This window comes from Streptomyces sp. NPDC038200 (assembly GCF_055600785.1).
In genome coordinates, this window is record NZ_JBVJYH010000034.1 from 1 (window position 1) to 19,806 (window position 19,806).

Below are 19,806 nucleotides of genomic sequence, written 5' to 3' on the forward strand. Positions count from 1 at the left end.
GTGCGGTGCAGTCCTAGACAGCTCCACCACACCGGAGGTCTTCGCCATGATCAAGCCCGCCAAGTGTCAACAACGCTCGTGATCAATACACCTAGAGCGTGACCAGGTTCCTGGTGCGTGAGGGCGCGCTGGTGGACGGTCCCCGGGCAGGCTGTGCGAGGCGACCTCCTGGGAGCAGATCGAGCGCCAGTGCGGCCTCGACCGCGCCGACATCCTTCGGGCCGCACGCGTCCACGAGGACGCCGACCGCGCCATCGTCAGCTGGTGGCTGGGCGTCAGCCGGCACGAGCACGGCGTCGACACGGTCCGCGAGGTCGTCACCCTCCTTTTGCTGCGCGGCAATCCGGGCCGCGAGGGCGCGGGACCGTCTCCGGTGCCGGGGCACAGCAACGCGCAGGGCAACGACACCTGCGGCATCGACCACCGCCCCGCCGAGGAGTTCCTGGACCGGCTCGCCCGGGTCTGCGGAATCGCTCCGCCCCGCGGACATCACCAGCACGGCCAAGGACGGCGGCACACGTTCCCTCCGCGGTTTCCTCGCCGTGCCGTACGACATGGCCCGCGGCTGCGCGGCCGGCTACATGCCGGAGACGAACGTGCTGATCGCGCTCTGCGACTACAGCGCCCAGAGCGACCAGCCGCTGATGAAGCACGTCCGGGTCACCATCTCCGGCTGACCGACCGCCCCTCTCCGGCACTTGCCCGGTGGGTTCCTGCAACCTCTGGCGCCTCTCGTGTGTCAAGCACATGGCGACCGGGCCAACACGGCCTGGCCGCCGCTCTTTTTGCCTACCGATGTGCAGACAGATGTGCATGACGACGAGGAGATCCACCGTGCGCGCACCCCTCCGTTCCACCGCCGCGGCCGTGGCCGCCGCAGCGATCGGCATCGGCATTCCCGTCTTCGCCGTCCCCGTGGCACATGCCGACGATCTCGCTCCCGACCTGGTGATCTCCACGCTGCCGACCGCCTCTCCCAAGCCGGGCGAGATCTACGACAACTCCGTCACCGTCACCAACAAGGGCACCGCGCCCGCGGACGGCCTCACCTTCCGGATCCGGCTGACCCGGGGACTGGACTTCCCGGACCAGGTCGCCGGGTGCACCTACGCGACCGTCGCCGACCATGTCCGCCAGGCGCTCTGCGAGCTGGACACGGTCGTCCCGCCCGGCGCCTCGATCACCACGCCCGTACGGTTCAAGGCCCTGCCCCAGGCCTTGATGGAGGCCGTCGAGTACGGCACGAGCCGCACCGGCGAAGCGCCGGGGGAGGGGTTCGACGACAGTTACCGGCGGCTCGCCCTGACCGCGGACAGCACGGCCGACCTGGCGGCGGAGGGGGACCTCGCGGAGGGCGCGCCCGGCAGCCGGGTGACCGTCACCGCGACGCTGCGCAACGACGGCCCCGGCTGGATCCAGAACCAGGAGAGCGACGACCAGCCCGCCCTGATGGTGCGGATCCCCGCGGGAACCGTCGCCAAGGAGGTGCCCGAGGACTGCGAGCCGTTCGGGATCGACGGGCCGACCGGGCCGTCGGAGCCGGGTCACTCCCGGTACGTGTGCCGGCCGGACAACCACACCATCGACGTCGACCAGTACCTCGACTACACCTTCGTCCTGGAGATCGGGAAGACGGCGCGGGACACCAAGGGCGAGGTGACGGCCAGCTCCGTGTACGGCATCCACCCCGAGTTCGACAAGAACCGGGCGAACGACACGGCCTACCTCGCCGTGGACGTGTCCGGCACCGGCACCACCACCGGCGGCACCACCACCGGCGGGGAGTCGGACGGCGGCGGCACCGGCACGGAGGACGGGGGCAACGACCCGCACGGCCAGTCGACCGGCGGCTCCGGCGAGACGGGCACGACCGGCGGCACGGGGACCGGCACCACCGGCACCACGGGTACGTCCGGCGGCACGTCCGGTACGACCGGCACCTCGGGTTCGGCGACCACCGGAGCCACGGCTTCCACCACGTCCGGTTCGGGCACCGCGTCCGGCGGCACGCTCGCGAGCACCGGCAGCGACGACATGCCGCTGCTGGCCACCGCCGCGGTGGGCGCCACCGCTCTCGGCGGCCTGGTCGTGGTGGCCGTACGCCGCCGGGCCGTCCGGAAGTGACCGGGCTCCCGGCACGGCCGGGAGCCGCTCTCGCACCCTGACCCCCCCAGCCAGTACCGTATGACGGAAGATGTATGCCGCCATGCGGAAAGCGGCAGGGGTGTGGGTCGGGTGAGGGGGCGGCACGTGCGGCGGTCGGGCGGTGTCCGGTGGTGGCGTCGGGGGTGCGGTGCGGCCGTCGGGCCGCGTCTGCTGCGCGGCCCGGCCCAGGTGATGTTCCTGGCCGACGCGCGGACGGGTGCCGTCTTCTGTCTCGCCCTGGCCACGGTCGACTGGCGGTACGGCGCCTACGCCCTGGGTGGCGCCGCGCTGGGCACCGGCACCGCCCGGATGCTGCAGGTGGCCCGCGACCGGGTGGAATCGGGACCGGAGGGCTTCAACGCCTGCCTCCTCGCCCTGTGCCTCGCGGTGTTCCTGGGTGCGGGCCGGCCGTCCATGGTGCTGCTCGCCGCCGCGGGCTGTGTCGTGACCGCCGTCGCCACCGCGGCCGTGGTCCGGCTGCTGCGGGTGTGGCAGCTGCCGCCGCTCACCCTGCCGTACTGCCTGCTGGCGAGCGCCGTCACGGTCGCCGCACCCGCCTTCCGGCGGATCCGGCCGCACGGCGGCAGCCTCGCCGCGCTGCCCCGTGCCGCCGCCGGCGCGACCGCTCTGCGCCCGGCCGACCTTGGGCGGGCGTTCTTCCGCAACGTGTCCCAGGTCTTCTTCCTGGACGAGTGGTACGTGGGAGCGCTGCTGCTCGCGGGTCTCTTCCTGGCCGGCCGGACGGTGGGGCTGATGGCCTGCGCCGGCAGTGCGACCGGCATCCTGACCGCCTGGGCACTCGGTGCGCCGGCGGCCGGGATCGCCGACGGCACGCTGGGCTGCAACGCGGTGCTCGTCGCCGTGGCCCTCTGCGGAGTGTTCCTGGCGGCGGCCCCGGTCACGGCCGGGTACGCGCTGCTCGGCGCGGCGACGGCGACCGCCGTGACACCGGCCGTCGCCCATCTGCTCGCGCCCTCCGGCGGTCACGCGTTCACCTGGCCGTTCGTGCTGACGACCCTGGGCTTCCTCGCGGCCGCCCGCTCCTTCCCCCGGCTGACCGGCCCGGCCCCGGCGCCGGACGAGGCACCCCCGCACCCCGCCGGCGCCCCGGCCCCCGCCGCCTGACCCCGCGGCGGGACCGGCGGGGCACTCGGCAAGGGCACGTAGACTCCGGGCTGCCCCGCCCCGTGTGCGGGCGTGGAGCCGCGAGGGGCCGTCCCACCTGTGAATCGTGTGTGTGTCTGTGCTGTTCCGGCGATGCGTTTGTTAGATTGCGCAACTACGCAACCGAAATGCCACAGGCCCGACCGTTCAGGGAGTGGGAGATGAGCGACCCGTGGGACGGGCCGGCCGGCCGGGCCACGCGCAGCCGCGGCACACGGGTGCCCGGTCAGCGCACCGCCGAGCCGGACGAGGCGCCTCGGCCGGGCGGCCGGGCCGCGGCCCGCGCGACCTCGCGGGCGCGCGGCGGCAATCGGTCCCGCAGGGCCCGTCCCGTGGGGCGCGGCAGGCGGGCACTGAAGATCACCGGGATCTGCTTGTCCACCCTGATCGTGGTCACCGCCGGCGCAGGCTGGTGGTTCTACGAGCACCTGAACGGCAACATCCACAGCGTCTCGCTGGAGGGCAAGGGCGGCACGGAGAAGGCCGACGCCTTCGGCCGGACTCCCCTCAACATCCTGGTCATGGGCTCGGACGGCCGGACCAGCAAGACGGACTGCAAGCTCGGCGGCGGCTGTTCGGCCACCGGGGTGCAGAGCGGCAGCAACGCGGACGTGCAGATGGTGCTGCACATAGCCGCGGACCGCTCCAACGCCACCGTGATGAGCATCCCCCGCGACACCATGACCAAGGTCCCGGCCTGCAAGGACAGTGAGACCGGCCAGTCCACGCCCGGCTACTACGGCCAGATCAACGGCGCGCTCCAGTACGGCCCCGCCTGCCAGGTGGCCACCGTCCACCAGCTCACCGGCATACCCATCGACCACTTCGTCAAGCTCGACTTCTCGGGCGTGGTCAAGATGTCCGACGCGGTCGGCGGCGTCGACGTGTGCGTCAGCGACGACGTCTACGACACCTACTCGCATCTGAAGCTGTCCGATGGCGGCCACACCCTCAAGGGCGTCGCGGCCCTGGAGTTCGTGCGCTCCCGGCACGGCTTCGGCGACGGCAGCGACCTCGGCCGTACGATCTCGCAGCACATCTTCCTCAGCGCGATGATCCGCAAGTTCAAGAGCGCCGGCACGCTCACCGACCCCACCGCGGTCTACAAGCTCGCCGACGCCGCCACCAAGGCGCTCACCGTGGACGACGGGCTCGGCACGGTGAACAAGCTGGTCTCGCTGGCGGACGACGTGAACAAGGTGCCCACCAAGCGGATCACCTTCGCCACCATGCAGACGGCCCCCGACCCGGCTGACGACGACCGCGTGGTGGTGGGCCCGGGCGCGAAGTCCCTGTTCTCCGCGATCGCCGGCGACCAGCCGCTGACCACCGGCTCCGGAAAGAAGTCCGTGGCGGCCTCCGCGACCGCCAAGGCCACGGCCTCCGCCGTGCCCGCGTCCGAGATCGCGGTGACGGTGGAGAACGGCACCGGCATCACCGGCCGTGCCTCCGCCGTCGCGACCGCCCTCACCGGCAAGGGCTTCAGCTTCGCCACGAACACGGCCAACGCCCCGAATCCCGCGACCCGGACGACCCTGACCTACGGCACCGGCGAAAAGGGCGCGGCCCGGACGGTCGCCAAGGCGCTCGGCCTGCCCGCCGCCCGGCTGGAGCAGGGCACCGGGAGCGGCCTGACCCTGGTGGTCGGCAGCGACTGGCCCAGCGGCAGCGGCTACCCGGGCGGCGCCACGGCCGCGCCGGCCCCCGCCGACACCAAGGCCGCCGTCGGCGGCGCCCACGCCTCCACCGCCGACCAGGCCAAGACCTGCGCCAAGGTCAGCCCCTACAAGACGGTCACGTACAACGGTGTCCCCATGACCCCGGCCCAGGCGTACGCGGCGGCACGGAGCAAGCCGGACTCCGACGACTGAGCGGGCCCGGGACACCCGGCCCGCGGGTCAGACCTCGAGCCAGCGTGCCGTGCACCAGGAGAAGACGCCGAACGCGGCCAGGCCGAGCGCGACCAGGGCGAGCAGCCAGGGTCCGGACGGCAGATCCCGGAACGCCCGCAGCGTGTCGTCCATGCCCTTGGCCTTGCCCGGCTGGTGCTGGACGGCCGCGACGAGGGCGAAGACACCGGCCGTGGCGAAGACGGCTCCACGGGCCGCACCACCGGCCACCCCGAGGGACTCCACCACCCGCCGGGTCCGCGCGGACATGGCGCCGACCCGCAGTCCCTTGCGGAACTTCTTCCGCGCGGCGCGCACCGACATCCACACCCCGGCGATCACCACACCGACGGCCGCGGCCCCGACGAGCCACTGCCCGCCGGGCCACTCCAGCGCCCGGGCGGTGACGTCGTCGGTGTGCCGGTCGGAGGACCCGCTGCCGCTGCCGCGGTCTCCGGCCGCGTAGGAGAGCACCGAGTAGGACAGGAAGCAGTAGAAGGCGAAACGGAACGCGTTCGCCCACCGCCGGGACGCCTTGGACCCGTCGGGGCCCGACCCGCCGAACACCGCCTCCGACAGGCGCCACAGCGCCATACCCGCGAGGCCGAGGCCCACGAGCCACAGCATCACCGACCCGAACGGCCGGTCGGCCAGTTCGCCGAGGGCTCCGCCGCGGTCGGCCTGCCGGCCGTCGCCGTCACCGACCAGAGCGATCTGCAGCGCGATGACGGCCACGAGTGCGTAGATCAGCCCCCGGGCCGCGAAGCCCGATCGGGCCGCCGCGGCCATCGCCTTGCTGTCCGCCACCCGGCGCCCCCGGGCTCGTTCGCGCAGTGCCCACGACCGTGTGTTCATATAGCGCCGATGCCCCCGCGTCCCCGTCCGACACCTGCCCGCGGCGGTCGCCGCACCGGCCCCTGGCACGGGGAGCCGGGCGAGCACCCCGGTGCTCGTCGTGCGCGCCGCGGCAGGAGAGCGGAGCCGAGCGCCGTGCCGGGGCCGTTCGACGGACCGAGCGCCCGGCACCGGGCACCGGAGCGTGACCGTTCCCGTTGAGTACCGGGCGGGTAGTTTCCGTACCTCCGCATGACGACCGCGGCCGGGATGCGAGGATGGGGCGCCATGACAGCAGGGTGGGGTGTGCGCGCAGTACGGGCCGCGGTGTTCGCGGCCGTCTGTGTCGTACTCGCCGCCCTCGGGCACGTCCTGATGTCCGGCCGTGACGTCCCCGGGTGGGCGCTGGCCGCCGCACTCGCCACGACCGGTGGCGTGGGCTGGTGCCTGACCGGCCGGGAGCGGGGACCGGCGCTGATCGTCCCGCTCGTGGTCGCCGCCCAGGCCGCCCTGCACTCGGCGTTCTCCCTGGCCCAGTCCGTCACCGCACCCACCGCGCCCGTGCCGGCAGGGCATACGGGCATGGCGATGCACATGAGCGGCATGGACATGAACGGCATGCACGGGGGAGCGATGCCGTCGGACGCCATGGACATGGGACGCATGTCCATGAGCCCGTTGCCGCACATGGGGCACTCCATGGGCGAGGGCGGCTGGTCGTCGTCCGGGATGCTCGCCGCCCACCTGCTGGCCGCGCTCCTCACCGGCCTGTGGCTGGCCCACGGTGAGCGGGCCGCCTTCCGCATCCTGCGGGCCGTGGCCGGATGGCTGGCCGCGCCGCTGCGTCTGCTGCTGGCCCTGCCCGTCCCCGCCGACCGCCCCGGCCTCCGCCCGCGCCGGCCCCGCTCGGACCGGGCACCGAGCCTCGATCTCCTCATCCACGCGATCACCTCGCGCGGGCCGCCCGTGGGGACCGCTGTCGTCTAGAAGACAGCCGGTACGCCGAGGCCGCCCCTGTGCGCCTCGGCCCACGGCCGTACGTCCACGCACGCGCCGCAGCGCCGTCATGCCCTGGCACCCCGGTGCCGGGACGCCGACGCACTCCCGTGCCGGGGGTGCCGTCGCGCTGCCCGTCCGTGCCGCGTAGGGCCGTCTCCTCACTCACCGGACCGCCCGCGCCCAGGCGCACCCCGGTCCGGTCACGGTCGACCCCATAAGGACACCAGGTGATCACTCCTGTCCTGCCCGCCGTACGGACCGCACACGACCGGATGCCGGTCGCCGACGATTCGATAACCGCGTGGGCGCTGGCCGCCCGGGGCGGCGACGCCGACGCGGTCGAGCACTTCGTCCGCGCCCTGCACCGCGACGTCCAGCGCTATGTCGCCCACCTCTGCACCGACCCCCAGGCCGTCGACGACCTGGCCCAGGACACCTTTCTGCGGGCCCTCGGCAGCCTGCACCGCTTCGAGGGCCGTTCCTCGGCGCGTTCCTGGCTGCTGTCCATCGCCCGCCGCGCGGTGATCGACAGCTACCGCCATGCCGCCGCCCGGCCGCGGCTCTCCGACCTCGCCGACTGGCAACTGGCCGTCGAATCGGCCCAGCCGCGGGGCCTGCCCGGGTTCGACGACGGGATCGCCCTGCTGGACCTGTTGGCCGCTCTGCCGGACGAGCGCCGGGAGGCGTTCGTCCTCACCCAGGTGCTCGGCATGCCCTATGCCGAGGCGGCCGAGGTCAGCGGTTGTCCCGTGGGCACGGTCCGCTCCCGCGTGGCCCGCGCCCGGGCGACCCTGATCGGCCTGCTCGACGCGGCGGAACAGCCGGCCGCCGCACTGGTCGCCTGAGGCCCCCCACCCCGTCACCGCCCGGAGCGATCCGGGCGGTGACCGCTTCCCCGCGCACCCCCCCGGCACCACCGTCCGGCACGCCGTCATCCCTGCCGACGAGGCACGGGCGCCTGTGTCGGGAGCATGTGCCAAGTCCACGCCACCGTTCCGGCGCGCCCTCTCGTCGACCTTCCGTGCGGTATGGTACGAGCTGTTTGGTTTAATTTTCAGCTTGGGGGAGGGTCCGTGGCTCAGCAGGAGCGAGCTGTCCGGACCCGGCGCGCTGTTCTGGAAGCCGCCGCTGCCGTCTTCGCGGAGCGCGGATACGCGGCCGCCACCATCGCCGAGATCCTCAAACGGGCCGGCGTCACCAAGGGCGCCCTGTACTTCCACTTCGACTCCAAGGCGGCCCTCGCCCGGGGCGTGCTGCAGGAGCAGATGCGGACCGAGTACCACCTGCCCCGGGAACTGAAGCTCCAGGAATGGGTGGACGCGGGCATGACCCTGGCCAAGCGGCTGCCCCAGGAACCCATGCTCCTCGCCGGTGTCCGCCTCTCGGCCGACCTCCAGGGCCACGACGTCCTCGGCAGTGCCTGGCCGGCCTGGGCCCGGCTGACCTCGTGCGTCCTGACGGAGGCCAAGGAACGCGGCGAGGTGCTCCCGCACGTCGTGCCCGAGGAGACCGCCCAGGTCTTCCTCGGCGCCTGGATCGGCGTGCAGTTCGTCTCCCAGGCCGTGGCCGACTGGGCCGACCTGGACGAGCGCATGTCGGTGCTGTACGGCCACCTCCTCCCCGCGATCGCGGCCCCGGCCGTCCTGGTCCGGCTCGACACCGCCCCGGACCGGGGCGCGCGGGTGATCGCCGAGGTCCAGCAGAAGTCGGCGCCCCTCGCCGGCGTCGCCGGCTGACACCGACCGCCGCGACCGATTCCCCCGTACAACCGCGTCCCGCACGACGCGACGGACACCTGCCTCGTCCGCGGAGCAAACCGCTGGGACGGTTTACACCGGGAATGTACGGAACCGGGGCTGCCGACCCGTATCGCCGGCAGGAGGCGGCCGGCCCGACTCGCCGTCATCGCGCTCGGAGGTGTTCGTCCGGGCGCCGGACCCGAGCCGCCCCACCCGTGCCGGTGCACCCCCTTCGGGGCCTCGTCCGAGAGGCCGGCGCCGAGTGCGCGGCGCCCGCCTCGGGTCAGGCGAGATCCGCGAGGAACGTGTCCAGCAGGCCGTACAGGACCTCGGGCCGTTCCAGATGCAGGTCGTGCCCGGTTCCGGGAAGGCTGACCGCGAGCGTCTCCGGCCGCTCCCGGAGCATCGCGTCGACGTCCGGGCCGGGGATGATGCCCGACTGCGCGAGGACGAGCAGCGTGGGACAGGTGACCTGCCGCCAGGCGGGCCGGGAGGAGCGTACGGCGTTCTCCGCCAAGGCGGCGACCATCACGTCACGGTCGAAACGCGCGTGCCACCCGTCCTCGCGACGCTCCAGCCCGGCCGCCCAGCCCTCGCCCACCGGCCCGCCGCCGAAGAAGGAGGCCGCAGCCGCGCGGGAGGGGAAGGGGACCGGCCACGAGTCGAGCCAGGCGCCGATGTCCTCGGGCGCCCGGGGATCCGGATCGCCGGGCGCGGCCTCGACCAGGACGAGCGCGCGGACGAGCGCGGGGTGCGCGGCGGCGGTGAGCATCGCCGTATGACCGCCCAGCGACTGGCCGACCACCACCGGCCGGTCCAGCTCCAACTGCTCGGCGACAGCCGCCACGTCGGCGACGAAGGCCGCGCGCGAGACGTCGTGCGGATGCCGCTCACTGGCGCCGTGCCCGCGCTGATCGACCGCCACCACCCGGAACGCTCCGCTCAGCCGCCGCGCGGGCACGTCCCATTCACCGGCGTGGCCGGCCAGGCCGTGCAGCAGCACGACAGCGGGCCCCGATCCGCCCCAGTCACGACAGACCAGCCGGACCCCGTCCCGGACGACCACGCGCTCGGACCACGACATCGCAAACCCCCCGTACGGTCTTCTCCTTCCTTGATCATGTCGCACGAGGGCCGGCGCGCGCGACCGACCACCACCGTGTGACAAGGGAACGGGGGCGGTGGGGGCCCGGGGTCAGGGCTGTCCGCCGCGCTCCAGGGGGATCCGCTCGCCCGCCTCGATCGGCACCGGCAGCCGGTTCTCGGTGGGCGGCAGCGGGCAGGTGGCCAGGTCGGTGTAGGCGCACGGCAGGTTGGCGGCGCGGTTGAAGTCCAGGAGGACCCTGCCGTCGGGGCCGGGCGCGGCGATCTGCAGGGAACGGTTCGCGGCGTACGTCGTCACGCCCGAGGTGCTGTCGGTGAACAGCACCATGAGAGAGCCGGGGGCGTTGCCGTTGAACGCCGTGAGGCGGTGCGGGGTGCCGTCCAGCTCGAACTCGACCTGGCCGGGGGAGTCGTAGACATGCTCCAGGCCCTCCACGGAGGCGCCGACCGTGACCGGTCGAGGCTCCTCGAAGGGCAGGAAGCGGCCGGTGACGGTCCAGCGCGGGTCCGGCGTGTAGGCGGGTGTGTACCGGAAGGAGGTGCGCAGCGCGTTGCCGGGATGGCGGGGCCGCAGGATGTCGTGGCCCCCGCGCCGGGCGACCTCGAGCCGGGCGTCGCCCCAGTCGGCGTACCGGCTGCCTCGCTCGGGGACGACCCCGAACGCGTACCGGCCGCGCACCACCACGCCGTCCACGGTCAGTTCCTCGTCCTCGGCCAGTTCCACCACCACTCCGTCGGCGGTGGCGGACCAGGCGCCGGGGGCGTCCTCGAAGCGGGCCGGTTCGGGACCGAGCCAGTGCAGGCCGGTGATCGCGAGAAAGCCGTGGGGTCCGGCCAGCGTCTCCTCCTTGGCCCGGTGCCACTCCTCCCACTCCTTGACGAAGTCCACCCGGTCGATGTCCTGGACGGTCATGCCCACTCCTCGATACGACGCTGCCGGTCGGGTCCCGCATTCCTTTCAACCACCGCATCCCGCGCATTCATCCCGTCCGCCGGAGGTATTCCGCGCGGTGTGCCTTTCGGTCGCCGCCCCCCCCGCGGAGCAACCGCCGTTTGCGAGCCGTTCACCGTCCGGCACCGGAAGTGTCCGGAAAAATGGCCGAGTTCGTTCCTCCGGCCCGGCAGGGCGCGTCTGGTGCGAGGAAGTGTGTGCGCGGTCACTAGGATGTGAGGCCAAGACAACCATTCGACCGGCCCGTTCCATGCGTGCCGGTCGGGGTCGCCGATGCCAGGGACCGCTCCCCGGGCTGCGGTGATCTTCCTTCTCAGGAGGACCCTCCGCATGTTCCGACGAATAGGCGCCACCGTCGTCCGTCATCCCGTTTGGACGATAGTGGCGTGGCTGATTGCCGCGGTGGCGATTGTCGCCACCGCCCCGAGTCTGCCCTCGAACAGTGACGAGAGCAGTTTTCTGCCCAAGAGTTATGAATCGATCAAAGCGGCGCAGGTTCAGGAGAAGGCGTTCCCCAGCGCCTTCACCCCGTCCGCGATCGCGCTCTACCAGCGCACCGACGGCGGCAAGCTCACCGCCGCCGACCAGAAGGATGTCGCCCGGATCACCACGGAACTGGGCAAGAAGCACATCGACCAGGTCCAGAAGGTCGTCCCCGGCCAGCCGTCCAAGGACGGCAAATACGCCCTGACCCTGGTGCAGATGGACAGCAAGAACGCCGGTCAGCCCAAACAGGCGGACGCCGCCGAGGTGTTGCGTGACGAGGCCAAGAAGCTGGCCAAGGGCACGGATCTCGACGTCAAGCTCGGCGGCTCGGCCGCACAGGCGCTCGACCAGCAGGATTCGTCCAAGCGCGGCCAGGCGTTGATCGGTATCGGTACCTTTGTAATCATTTTGGTAACGCTACTGATCATCTTCCGGGCACCGATCCTCGCCGTACTGCCCCTGGTGCTCATCGGTCTGGTGTCCGCCGTCGCCAACGGACTCATCGCCTACGCCACCAAGCTGTTCGACCTCCAGGCCAACAGCTCCATCTCGTCCATCCTGATCGTCGTCCTCTTCGGCGTGGGCACGGACTACTTCCTGTTCCTGATATTCCGTTACCGCGAAGCCCTGCGTGCCGGGGACGAACCCAAGCAGGCCATGGTCAACGCCGTCGCCCGGGTGGGCGAGGCCATCGCGTCGGCGGCCGGCGCGGTCATCATCGCGTTCCTCGCCCTGACGCTGTCCACGCTCGGCTTCCTCAAGCAGATGGGCCCGGCGCTCGCCATCGCCGTCGGTGCCACCCTGATCGCGGGCCTGACCCTGATCCCCGCCGTGGTCTCGCTCATCGGGCCGAAGGTCTTCTGGCCCTCGAAGTCCTGGCAGAAGGAGCCGGAGAACGCCCGGTTCGCCGCCCTCGGCCGGAGCGTCCAGCGCCGTCCGGCGCTGACCGCGCTCGTCTCCGGTCTCATCCTGCTCGTTCTGTCGCTCGGCACCTTCGGCTACAAGGCCACCTTCGACCTGGCGTCCGGCTCCATGCCCAAGACCAAGGAGTCCATGGTCGTCCAGGACGAGATGCAGAAGGCGTACTCGGCGGGTGCCGCGGCACCCACCGACGTCTACGTGTCCGCCGTCGACGGCAAGCCGCTGGACAAGTCCGTCTTCGACGCGTACGCGCAGAAGCTGGGCGCCGTGGACGGTGTGGCGAACGCCCGTATGACCCAGGTGAACAAGGAGGGGACCACCGCGGACTTCACCGTCACGCTGAAGTACGAGGCGTCGACGGACAAGGCGATAGACGCCGTGGGCCGGGTCCGCGACGTCGCCCATTCCTCGGCGCCCGAGGGTACCGAAGCCCTGGTCGGCGGCATGTCCTCGATCTACAAGGACATCAACGCGGCGGTCAACCACGACTACCGGACGGTCTTCCCCGTCGCGGCCCTTCTGATCATGCTCATCCTGGGACTGCTGCTGCGCAGTGTGGTCGCTCCCTGGTACCTGATGGCATCCGTGGGCCTCGGCTTCGGAGCCACCCTCGGTGCCACCGTGTGGATCTTCCAGGAGGGTCAGGGCCACTCGGGCCTGATGTTCATGCTGCCGGTGATCATGTACCTCTTCGTGGTCGCGATCGGCACCGACTACAACATCCTCATGATCGCCCGGCTCCGTGAGGAGGCCCGAGAGGGCCGGGATCCGCGCGAGGCCGCCGGTATGGCGCTCCGGCACGCCGGGCCGACCGTGGCCGCGGCGGGCTTCATCCTGGCGGCGACCTTCGCCACGATGATGCTGGCGGGCAACGCGCTGCTGACGGAGATGGGCTTCGCGGTCTCCTTCGGTATCGCGGTGGCCGCGTTCGTCATGGCGATGTTCTTCACCCCGAGCCTCACGGCTCTGATCGGCCACGCCGCCTGGTGGCCGGGCCACGGCGACCGGGCGGAGACGCCGGCCGCCGGCCCCGGCACCGACGGCTCCGGCCCGGTCCGGGGCGACGGGGACCTCGACACCGCCCACGACCCCGCCGGGCGCCGCGGTTAGCGGCACACGGAGAGATCGGTGAGTCCTGCCGGGCCGTGCGGCCCGGCAGGACTTTTTCATGCCCGGACCGAGGGCCGGACGGCGCCGGTCACGCGGTGCCGCGGAAGTAGTGCCCCTTGTCGAGATCCGCGAGGAGACCGGGCCGGACCGGCTCCCAGCCCAGCAGTTCGCGGGTCAGGGTGCTCGACGCCGCGACGTCCAGGCCGAGGAAGCCGCTCAGCCAGCCGAAGTGCTCGGCAGCGGCCTCGGGAGCCACGGAGACGACCGGGACGTCGAGATGGCGGCCGATCACTTCCGCGACGTCACGGATCGCGACGCCCTCCTCCGCCACTCCGTGCAGCACCGAGCCCGGGGGTGCCTTCTCGGCCGCCAGCCGGAACAGCCGGGCCGCGTCGAGCCGGTGCACGGCAGGCCAGCGGTTGGCGCCGTCGCCGATGTACCCCGAGACGCCCCTGGCGCGGGCGACGGCGACCAGGGTCGCCATGAAGCCGTTGTCCCCGTCGCCGTGGCAGGTCGGGGAGAGCCGCACCACGGAAGAGCAGACGCCGCGCGCGGCGAGCGCGAGCACCGCCTCCGCGGTGGCCCCCCGGGCAGCGGCCGGCGATCCCTGGGTCGAGGGCATGTCCCGCTCGGTCGCGACCCGCCCGGGCGTGAGACCGGCCAGGCCGGAGGCCAGGACGAAGGGCCGGTCGCTGCCGGCGAGAGCGTCGCCGAAGACGTCGACGGCCCGGCGATCGGCCTCGGCGGCCTCCTGGAAGCCGCCGCTGAAGGCCAGGTCGTGCTTGAAGGCGAGATGGATCACCGCGTCCGCGGCGCCGGCCGCGTCCCGCAGGACGTCGAGGTCGTCGATGGTGCCGCGGACGGCCTCGGCCCCCGCCGTGGTGAGCGCGGCGGCGGAGGCGTCGGACCGGGCGAGCCCGATGACGTGGTGCCCCGCCTCGATGAGGTCGGGAACGAGGGCGGAGCCGATCCAGCCGGACGCCCCGGTCACGAAGATGCGCATGGAAGAACCCCAGAGTGTCGATGTCAGTGACTGTCATCGACAGTAACACTCGATGTCAGTCACTGTCATCGCGTAGGATCTGCGCATGGGCAGATGGGAGCCGAACGCACGGGGGCGCCTGGCGGAAGCGGCGTTGGAGCTCTACAGCGAGCGCGGGTACGAACAGACCACCGTGGCGGAGATCGCCAAGCGGGCGGGACTCACCGAGCGGACCTTCTTCCGGCACTACGCCGACAAGCGCGAGGTGCTGTTCGCCGGCGCCGGCGACCTGGAGAAGCTGTTCGTGCGGGCGGTCGCCGGAGCCCCGCCGGACGCGGCGCCGATCGACGCGCTGGCGCTCGGGCTCGACGCGGTCTCCGAGGTCTTCGCCGACCGGCGTGCGTACGCGCGCCGGCGCCACGCCGTGATCACGGCGAACGCCGAACTCCTGGAGCGCGAGCTGATCAAACTCGCCTCGCTCTCGGCCGCGCTCGCCGACACCCTGCGCCGCCGGGACGTCCCGGAGCCCGCCGCGAGCCTGGCCGCCGAGGCCGGAGTGGCCGTCTTCAAGATCGGTTTCGAGCGCTGGATCGACACGGCCGAGAACGCCGAGGCACGTGACATGGTGCAGCTGGTGCGGGAGGCGCTGACCGCGTTCAAGGCGGTGGCAGCGGGCGGCTCGGCCGCCCCCGCTCGCCACTGACCGCGGGCGGGGGCACACCTGGACGCGCGCCCCCGCCGCCGGTTCAGGCCCTGACGGCCGGCTCGAGCACCTCCTCGCACCACTGCCGGAACGTCGTCGGAGTCGTCGATGCACCCGTGCGCGGCTCGGCGTTGTCGAGGCCCCGGTTCTTTGCGTCGAACATGTCGGTCATCGCCTGCGCCATCGCCTCACTCGTCCCGAAACCGACGAGTCGCTCCCTGAGCGCCGCACCCGGGATCCGCCGGTAGCCGACGGGGGTGCCGAGAACCTCGGAGACGATCCGTGCCATCTCGCCGGGCGAGAGGTCCTCCGGCCCGAGACAGGCGACCTCGCCCGCGCCCTCCCACGCCTCGTCCAGCAGCAGCCGGCCGGCGGTGGCGGCGATGTCACGCGTGGCCACGGTGGGGCTCTTCAGGTCCGGGTCGAGCATCATGGAGAACAGGCCCTGCTCCCTGATGGCGTCGGCCTGATGAAGCAGGTTGTGCATGAAGGACGGGCAGACGACCGCGCGGTAGGCGACCCCCGAGGCGGCGATCAGGTCGTCCATCGCCAGCGAGGCGGTCACCGGACCGGCGTGCCCGGCCATCGGCGTACCGCGGCCCAGTGCGGAGATGCCGACGACACGCGCGACGCCGTGCCGGGCGAAGGCCGCGCACGCGGGGCGGGTGAAATCGACGTAGGCGGCTTCGGCGCTCGGCGCGGCCGGGTCGCCCGGAGCGAGCCAGAAGACGGCCTCGGCCCCGGCACACGCCCGGTCGATCACCTCGGTGTCGCCGTGGGAACCCACGACGAGCTCGACGCGGTCACGGACCTGGGGAGCGAGCCGAGAAGGGTCGCGGACGACGAGGCGCAGAGGCGCGCCGCGATCGAGCAGATCGTCCACGAGCAGACGACCGATGGCGCTGGTGGGGGCAGTGATCACGATCATGTGAAAGGTGTGCTCTTCCTTGAGATGAGACGGAATGTTCGAGGTGAGACGGAAGTCCTGAGGCGAGCCCGCTTTCCTGAGGGGGCCGTTTTCCGTCGGGGGCCGCGCGGCGCGGCGGTTTCAGGCCGGGCGTGGGACGTATGCCAGGCCGTGCGCCCCGGGCCAGTCCCCGCAATGTCTCCAGGTCGACGATGTCGACGGTGGACGAGGCGACGCACGCGACATAGGCGATGCGGCCGTCGGGGGAGGAGGTGATGGTCAGCGGGCCGAGCCCGACCTCCAGTTCGCCGAGCCGCCGCCGGCTGTCGGCGGAGAACACCGTGAGCCGGCCCGGGGCATGCCGTCCCAGCCGGTACACCGGGTCGGACGCCATCCGCACCTCGCCGGCGAGCAGCCGTCCCGTCGCGGTCAGATGCACCGGCAGGACGACGTGCTCCGCGGGCAGCGTGTCGACCACGGACGCGGTGCGTGCCTCGATGACGCGGATGCCCGCGGCCGGCTGTTCCTCGGCCGGGGCGGCGAAGGCACCGGCGTAGGGCGCGGCGACGAAGACGTGGCTGCCGTCGGCGGAGACGGCGAGTCCCTCGCTGCCCGGCACGTCGACCCTGGCCGTGAGGGTGCCCCGTTCGAGGTCGACCACCGACACGAACGGCGCCTCCTTGTTGGTGGCGTAGCCCGTACTGCCCGCCGGGTCGATGGCGAACCAGTGCGGTCCGGGCGCGTCCGTGTCGATCCGGCCCACCGGCCGACGGGTCACCGTGTCGATCACGACCACACCGCCCGGCCGGTCCGCCGATCCCTCCACGCTGACGTACAGACGACGCCGCGCCGGGTCCAGTGCCAGGCCGTGCGGGCCGTGTTCCGGCGCCAGGTCGACGACCTCGACGACGCGGCGCGTGTCGGGGTCGATGACGGTCACCTCGGTGCGCCGGCCGCCGTTCGCGTGGTAGTACCCCGAGCGGTACGCCGTGGTGCACCAGAGCAGCCGCTGCGTCGGGTCGAAGCACAACTCGTGCGGTTCGGCGGGGACATCGGTCGTGCCGAGGAGCCGGTCGGAGGCGGCGTCGAAGAACGAGACGGTCGCTCCGCTCTGGCTGACGACGGCCAGCACATCGCCGTCCCGCCCGGCACGGGCGGACTCCTGCGGGGAGGTGGGGGAGAACTGCATGGGTGAGAGCGCTCCTTGTACGGGGGCGTCGGGAGGCCGCACGTCCTGACGGCCACCTCCACTCTGCGCACCCGCGCCCGCCGCAACCATGCAAGGATTGGCACGGCATTGTTGACACAGCCGTAAAAATGCAGGTCAGCAGCTTGAATGGCGCCGGGAGCCCGAATGGACCTGAATCTGCTGCGCGTCCTGGACGCCCTGCTGCAGGAGAACAGCGTGACCCGCGCCGCGGAGCGTCTCGGTACGTCGCCCGCGGCGGTCAGCCGTATGCTGGCCCGGCTCCGCCGTGCCGTGGGCGACCCGCTGCTCGTCCGTGCCGGGCAGGGCATGGTCCCCACGCCACGGGCCCTGGAACTGCGGGACGAGGTCGGCCTGTTGCTGCGGCACTGCGACGACGTGCTGCGGCCCGGCGCCGGTTTCGACGCCGTCCATCTCCACCGCACCTTCACCGTGCAGGCCGCCGACCTGCTGCTGACCGGCCTCGCGGGCACCTTGACTGACCGGATCCATGCGGAGGCCCCGCACGTGGACGTGGTCTTCCTGCCGGAGGCGATCGAGGGCGGCCCGGGGCTGAGGCAGGGCTGGGTGGATGTCGAACTGGGCGTCCTCGGCCATCTCGACCCGGAGATCCACACCCGGCAGCTCACCCGGGCGACGCTGGTCGGTGTCGCCCGCAGGGGGCACCCCCTCTTCGCCGGGCGTATCGACGCCCGGCGGTTCGCGGCGGCGGACCACATCGGCGTCTCCCGGCTCGGCAAGCGCCTCGGGCCCATCGACAGCGCGCTCGCGGAGCGCGGGCTACGACGCCGGGTCGCGGTCGTCGTGCCCAGTCACACGAGCGCGATGCTGCTCGCCCGGGACACCGACCTGGTCGCCCTCACGATGGCCGACTGGCTCCCGGACACCATCGCCGCCCTGGGCCTGCGCACCTTCCCGATCCCGCTCGAACCGGCCCCGCTCGACTTCGGCATGGCCTGGCACCCCCGCAACTCGGCCGATCCGGGACACCGTTGGTTCCGCGACCAACTGGCCGCCGCGGTCCTGGCGCCGTCCGGGACGGCGGACACCTGAGGCCGGCGCCCGGTGGGTACCGGCTCAGCGGGCGGCACCGGACAGCCGCTGCAGGATCTCCACCGCCCGCGGGGCCTGGTCGTACGGCACGAAGAGGTGGTCGTGGTGGAAGCCCGCGACGACATTGCAGCTCAGGCCCGCGTCGGCGAGAGCGCGTGCGACCTCGGCGGTCAGCCCGATCGCGTCCAGCGCGGAGTGGACGCGCAGGGTGATCCACCCGGCGACATAGTCGTACGCCATCCCGGCCGCGTCCGCGTCCGCCTGCGGGACCACGAGGGTGAGCCCCTCCTGCTCGGTGACGGTGACCACGGGGGAGACCCCTGAGGGCACGCCGCCTTCGGCCATGGTGAAGACATAACGGCCCGGGTGCAGCTCCGGCCGCATGCTGTCGAGCAGGGTGCGCAGATCGGTTTCGCCCGTCACCCGACCCACCCTACGGGCCGTCCGGCCGGTCGGCTGCCCGGGAGCCCGCCGACCGTGCGCCCGCCGGACGGCGCCCCGGCCCGCTGCGGCGCACCGCACGAAGGTCGTGACCCGCCGCAGCCGCGGATCTTCCCCTGCCCGGCCACCACCGGCACGCCTTCCAGGCGGATGTGCACTGACGCGGAGCCGTCACCCGTGCCGCACAGCCGGTGGCGAGGTACACCGCATGCTCGTGTGAGCCCTGTACGCGCCCCCTGCCCCGCGGCAAGACTGCGCTGTCGCGGGCAGCCGGCCGGGCACCGCCCGTTCCTCGTCCGAGCCCCAGAAAGGCAGGTCGGCGCCGTGCTGTTGCGTCTGCCCACGTCCGTGACGGAAGCCCAGGAGTGCCTGGCCGACGGAGCTGTGCCCATAGGCGGGGCGACGCTCGTCTGGGCGACCTGGCAACGGGACGGATTCCCCCCACTCGCGATGTCCCTGCGTGAGTTGCCCGAGGCCAATGACCTGGGGCGGGAGACCCTCGGCGCCGCCGTGGTCCTGCACCGCCTGGACGAACGGCTGCCGGACGTCCTGCGGCTGGCCGCCGCCACGGTCGGCACGGGCGCCGTACGGCGGACGGCGACGGTCGGCGGCAACCTCGTCGGCAGTACGCTGCGCTGCCTGCTGCCCGCCGCGCTCGTCCTGGACGCGCGTGCCACGGTGCTGGAATCCGACGGCCTCCACGATGCCGACCTGGCCGAGGTGATCGCCAAGCGTCCCCTGCTGATCGGACTGCGCTGGCGCACGCCGATCGCCTCGGCCTACCGCAAGCTGCCCGGCGCGGCGGGCGGGGAGCCGCCCCTCGTCGTGGCCTCGGCCCTGCACGCCGGGGACGGGACTCCCGACCGGCTGCGCGTCGCCGTACGGGACGGCTACGACGTCGTCAGCGGTACCACCCCGTGTGCCGGCGACGCCGACGGCACCCTCGGCGCTCTGCGCGGCACGGCCCTCGGCGAACTGCCGGCCGCCGCCTGGGACGTCGTCCGCCCGCAGGTGGTCACCCTCCTGGCGGGGCGCGGCGCGGGTACGGCGTGGACAGGTGACGGCGCGGCCGGCAGTGCCGCAGGCTGAGAGCGCCGGGGGAGCGGAAAAACAAGGCCGGCACGGCCTACCGGTTCGGCGGCCGACGGGATACCCCTGGAAGAGCGGCCT

18 protein-coding genes and 1 pseudogene are annotated in these 19,806 nt (G+C 72.7%); 12 read left to right on the forward strand and 7 right to left on the reverse strand.

Features of this window, described 5'->3' with window-relative positions; genetic code table 11:
- Window positions 1-151 precede the first annotated feature (151 nt).
- The 5 genes and pseudogenes from ACZ7KF_RS39375 to ACZ7KF_RS39395 all read left to right on the forward strand — a co-directional run.
- A pseudogene (locus ACZ7KF_RS39375) lies at window positions 152-490 on the forward strand (FdhF/YdeP family oxidoreductase); the annotation flags it as partial.
- Window positions 491-542: 52 nt separating this feature from the next.
- Window positions 543-677, forward strand: a complete 135-nt coding sequence (locus tag ACZ7KF_RS39380; protein WP_471086741.1) for a hypothetical protein — start codon at window positions 543-545, stop codon at window positions 675-677.
- Window positions 678-834: 157 nt separating this feature from the next.
- The gene (locus ACZ7KF_RS39385) at window positions 835-2,124 is read left to right on the forward strand and encodes a hypothetical protein (RefSeq protein WP_471086744.1); all 1,290 of its coding nucleotides are present in this window, start codon (window positions 835-837) and stop codon (window positions 2,122-2,124) included.
- Between the two features lie 126 nt (window positions 2,125-2,250).
- The gene (locus tag ACZ7KF_RS39390; RefSeq protein ID WP_471086747.1) at window positions 2,251-3,270 is read left to right on the forward strand and encodes an urea transporter; all 1,020 of its coding nucleotides are present in this window, start codon (window positions 2,251-2,253) and stop codon (window positions 3,268-3,270) included.
- Between the two features lie 200 nt (window positions 3,271-3,470).
- Complete coding sequence (locus tag ACZ7KF_RS39395) at window positions 3,471-5,180, forward strand: LCP family protein (RefSeq protein WP_471086750.1); 1,710 nt, start codon at window positions 3,471-3,473, stop codon at window positions 5,178-5,180.
- Window positions 5,181-5,207: 27 nt separating this feature from the next.
- Here ACZ7KF_RS39395 and ACZ7KF_RS39400 read toward each other — a convergent pair whose 3' ends face one another.
- On the reverse strand, window positions 5,208-6,053 hold the full coding sequence (locus ACZ7KF_RS39400) for a DUF1206 domain-containing protein (protein WP_471086753.1): 846 nt from the start codon (window positions 6,051-6,053) through the stop codon (window positions 5,208-5,210).
- A gap of 267 nt (window positions 6,054-6,320) precedes the next feature.
- On the opposite strand from ACZ7KF_RS39400, the gene ACZ7KF_RS39405 reads away from it, so the two are divergent.
- The 3 genes from ACZ7KF_RS39405 to ACZ7KF_RS39415 all read left to right on the forward strand — a co-directional run bounded on the left by ACZ7KF_RS39405 (window position 6,321) and on the right by ACZ7KF_RS39415 (window position 8,767).
- A complete protein-coding gene (locus ACZ7KF_RS39405) occupies window positions 6,321-7,019 on the forward strand; it encodes a hypothetical protein (protein WP_471086756.1) in 699 nt (232 codons plus the stop codon).
- A gap of 239 nt (window positions 7,020-7,258) precedes the next feature.
- Window positions 7,259-7,876 carry a sigma-70 family RNA polymerase sigma factor gene (locus ACZ7KF_RS39410; RefSeq protein ID WP_471086759.1) on the forward strand — a complete coding sequence of 206 codons (618 nt, stop codon included), beginning with the start codon at window positions 7,259-7,261 and terminating at the stop codon, window positions 7,874-7,876.
- 228 nt (window positions 7,877-8,104) lie between these two features.
- The gene (locus ACZ7KF_RS39415) at window positions 8,105-8,767 is read left to right on the forward strand and encodes a ScbR family autoregulator-binding transcription factor (protein WP_471086762.1); all 663 of its coding nucleotides are present in this window, start codon (window positions 8,105-8,107) and stop codon (window positions 8,765-8,767) included.
- Between the two features lie 286 nt (window positions 8,768-9,053).
- Here the strand turns inward: ACZ7KF_RS39415 and ACZ7KF_RS39420 are convergent, their stop codons facing one another.
- Window positions 9,054-9,854, reverse strand: a complete 801-nt coding sequence (locus ACZ7KF_RS39420; RefSeq protein WP_471086764.1) for an alpha/beta fold hydrolase — start codon at window positions 9,852-9,854, stop codon at window positions 9,054-9,056.
- 111 nt (window positions 9,855-9,965) lie between these two features.
- Window positions 9,966-10,787 carry a DUF1684 domain-containing protein gene (locus ACZ7KF_RS39425; protein ID WP_471086767.1) on the reverse strand — a complete coding sequence of 274 codons (822 nt, stop codon included), beginning with the start codon at window positions 10,785-10,787 and terminating at the stop codon, window positions 9,966-9,968.
- 369 nt (window positions 10,788-11,156) lie between these two features.
- Here ACZ7KF_RS39425 and ACZ7KF_RS39430 point away from each other — a divergent pair, with 369 nt between their 5' ends.
- Window positions 11,157-13,343, forward strand: a complete 2,187-nt coding sequence (locus ACZ7KF_RS39430) for an MMPL family transporter (RefSeq protein WP_471086770.1) — start codon at window positions 11,157-11,159, stop codon at window positions 13,341-13,343.
- Window positions 13,344-13,431: 88 nt separating this feature from the next.
- Here ACZ7KF_RS39430 and ACZ7KF_RS39435 read toward each other — a convergent pair whose 3' ends face one another.
- Entirely contained in the window at window positions 13,432-14,346 is a 915-nt protein-coding gene (locus tag ACZ7KF_RS39435; protein WP_471086772.1) for an SDR family oxidoreductase, read from the reverse strand.
- An 85-nt stretch (window positions 14,347-14,431) separates the two neighbouring features.
- On the opposite strand from ACZ7KF_RS39435, the gene ACZ7KF_RS39440 reads away from it, so the two are divergent.
- Window positions 14,432-15,028, forward strand: coding sequence for a TetR/AcrR family transcriptional regulator (locus ACZ7KF_RS39440; RefSeq protein ID WP_471086775.1), 597 nt, complete (start codon window positions 14,432-14,434; stop codon window positions 15,026-15,028).
- Window positions 15,029-15,071: 43 nt separating this feature from the next.
- On the opposite strand, the gene ACZ7KF_RS39445 is transcribed toward ACZ7KF_RS39440, so the two are convergent.
- Both ACZ7KF_RS39445 and ACZ7KF_RS39450 read right to left on the reverse strand, forming a co-directional pair.
- Window positions 15,072-15,950 carry an NAD(P)H-binding protein gene (locus ACZ7KF_RS39445; RefSeq protein WP_471086890.1) on the reverse strand — a complete coding sequence of 293 codons (879 nt, stop codon included), beginning with the start codon at window positions 15,948-15,950 and terminating at the stop codon, window positions 15,072-15,074.
- Complete coding sequence (locus ACZ7KF_RS39450) at window positions 15,832-17,124, reverse strand: YncE family protein (protein WP_471086778.1); 1,293 nt, start codon at window positions 17,122-17,124, stop codon at window positions 15,832-15,834. Before ACZ7KF_RS39450 ends, ACZ7KF_RS39445 begins: the two co-directional genes overlap by 119 nt.
- A 165-nt stretch (window positions 17,125-17,289) precedes the next feature.
- Here ACZ7KF_RS39450 and ACZ7KF_RS39455 point away from each other — a divergent pair, with 165 nt between their 5' ends.
- The gene (locus tag ACZ7KF_RS39455; protein WP_471086781.1) at window positions 17,290-18,195 is read left to right on the forward strand and encodes a LysR family transcriptional regulator; all 906 of its coding nucleotides are present in this window, start codon (window positions 17,290-17,292) and stop codon (window positions 18,193-18,195) included.
- Window positions 18,196-18,219: 24 nt separating this feature from the next.
- Here ACZ7KF_RS39455 and ACZ7KF_RS39460 read toward each other — a convergent pair whose 3' ends face one another.
- A complete protein-coding gene (locus tag ACZ7KF_RS39460) occupies window positions 18,220-18,618 on the reverse strand; it encodes an ACT domain-containing protein (RefSeq protein ID WP_471086784.1) in 399 nt (132 codons plus the stop codon).
- Window positions 18,619-18,960: 342 nt separating this feature from the next.
- Here ACZ7KF_RS39460 and ACZ7KF_RS39465 point away from each other — a divergent pair, with 342 nt between their 5' ends.
- The gene (locus ACZ7KF_RS39465) at window positions 18,961-19,725 is read left to right on the forward strand and encodes an FAD binding domain-containing protein (RefSeq protein ID WP_471086786.1); all 765 of its coding nucleotides are present in this window, start codon (window positions 18,961-18,963) and stop codon (window positions 19,723-19,725) included.
- Window positions 19,726-19,806: the final 81 nt, after the last annotated feature.

Bases quoted from the DNA above. Each gene is read 5' to 3' on its own strand.
- ACZ7KF_RS39430 (WP_471086770.1), top strand. From the start codon at position 11,157: ATGTTCCGACGAATAGGCGCCACCGTCGTCCGTCATCCCGTTTGGACG.
- ACZ7KF_RS39395 (WP_471086750.1), top strand. From the start codon at position 3,471: ATGAGCGACCCGTGGGACGGGCCGGCCGGCCGGGCCACGCGCAGCCGC.
- ACZ7KF_RS39440 (WP_471086775.1), top strand. From the start codon at position 14,432: ATGGGCAGATGGGAGCCGAACGCACGGGGGCGCCTGGCGGAAGCGGCG.
- ACZ7KF_RS39435 (WP_471086772.1), bottom strand. From the start codon at position 14,346: ATGCGCATCTTCGTGACCGGGGCGTCCGGCTGGATCGGCTCCGCCCTC.
- ACZ7KF_RS39400 (WP_471086753.1), bottom strand. From the start codon at position 6,053: ATGAACACACGGTCGTGGGCACTGCGCGAACGAGCCCGGGGGCGCCGG.
- ACZ7KF_RS39455 (WP_471086781.1), top strand. From the start codon at position 17,290: ATGGACCTGAATCTGCTGCGCGTCCTGGACGCCCTGCTGCAGGAGAAC.
- ACZ7KF_RS39425 (WP_471086767.1), bottom strand. From the start codon at position 10,787: ATGACCGTCCAGGACATCGACCGGGTGGACTTCGTCAAGGAGTGGGAG.
- ACZ7KF_RS39450 (WP_471086778.1), bottom strand. From the start codon at position 17,124: ATGCAGTTCTCCCCCACCTCCCCGCAGGAGTCCGCCCGTGCCGGGCGG.
- ACZ7KF_RS39405 (WP_471086756.1), top strand. From the start codon at position 6,321: ATGACAGCAGGGTGGGGTGTGCGCGCAGTACGGGCCGCGGTGTTCGCG.
- ACZ7KF_RS39420 (WP_471086764.1), bottom strand. From the start codon at position 9,854: ATGTCGTGGTCCGAGCGCGTGGTCGTCCGGGACGGGGTCCGGCTGGTC.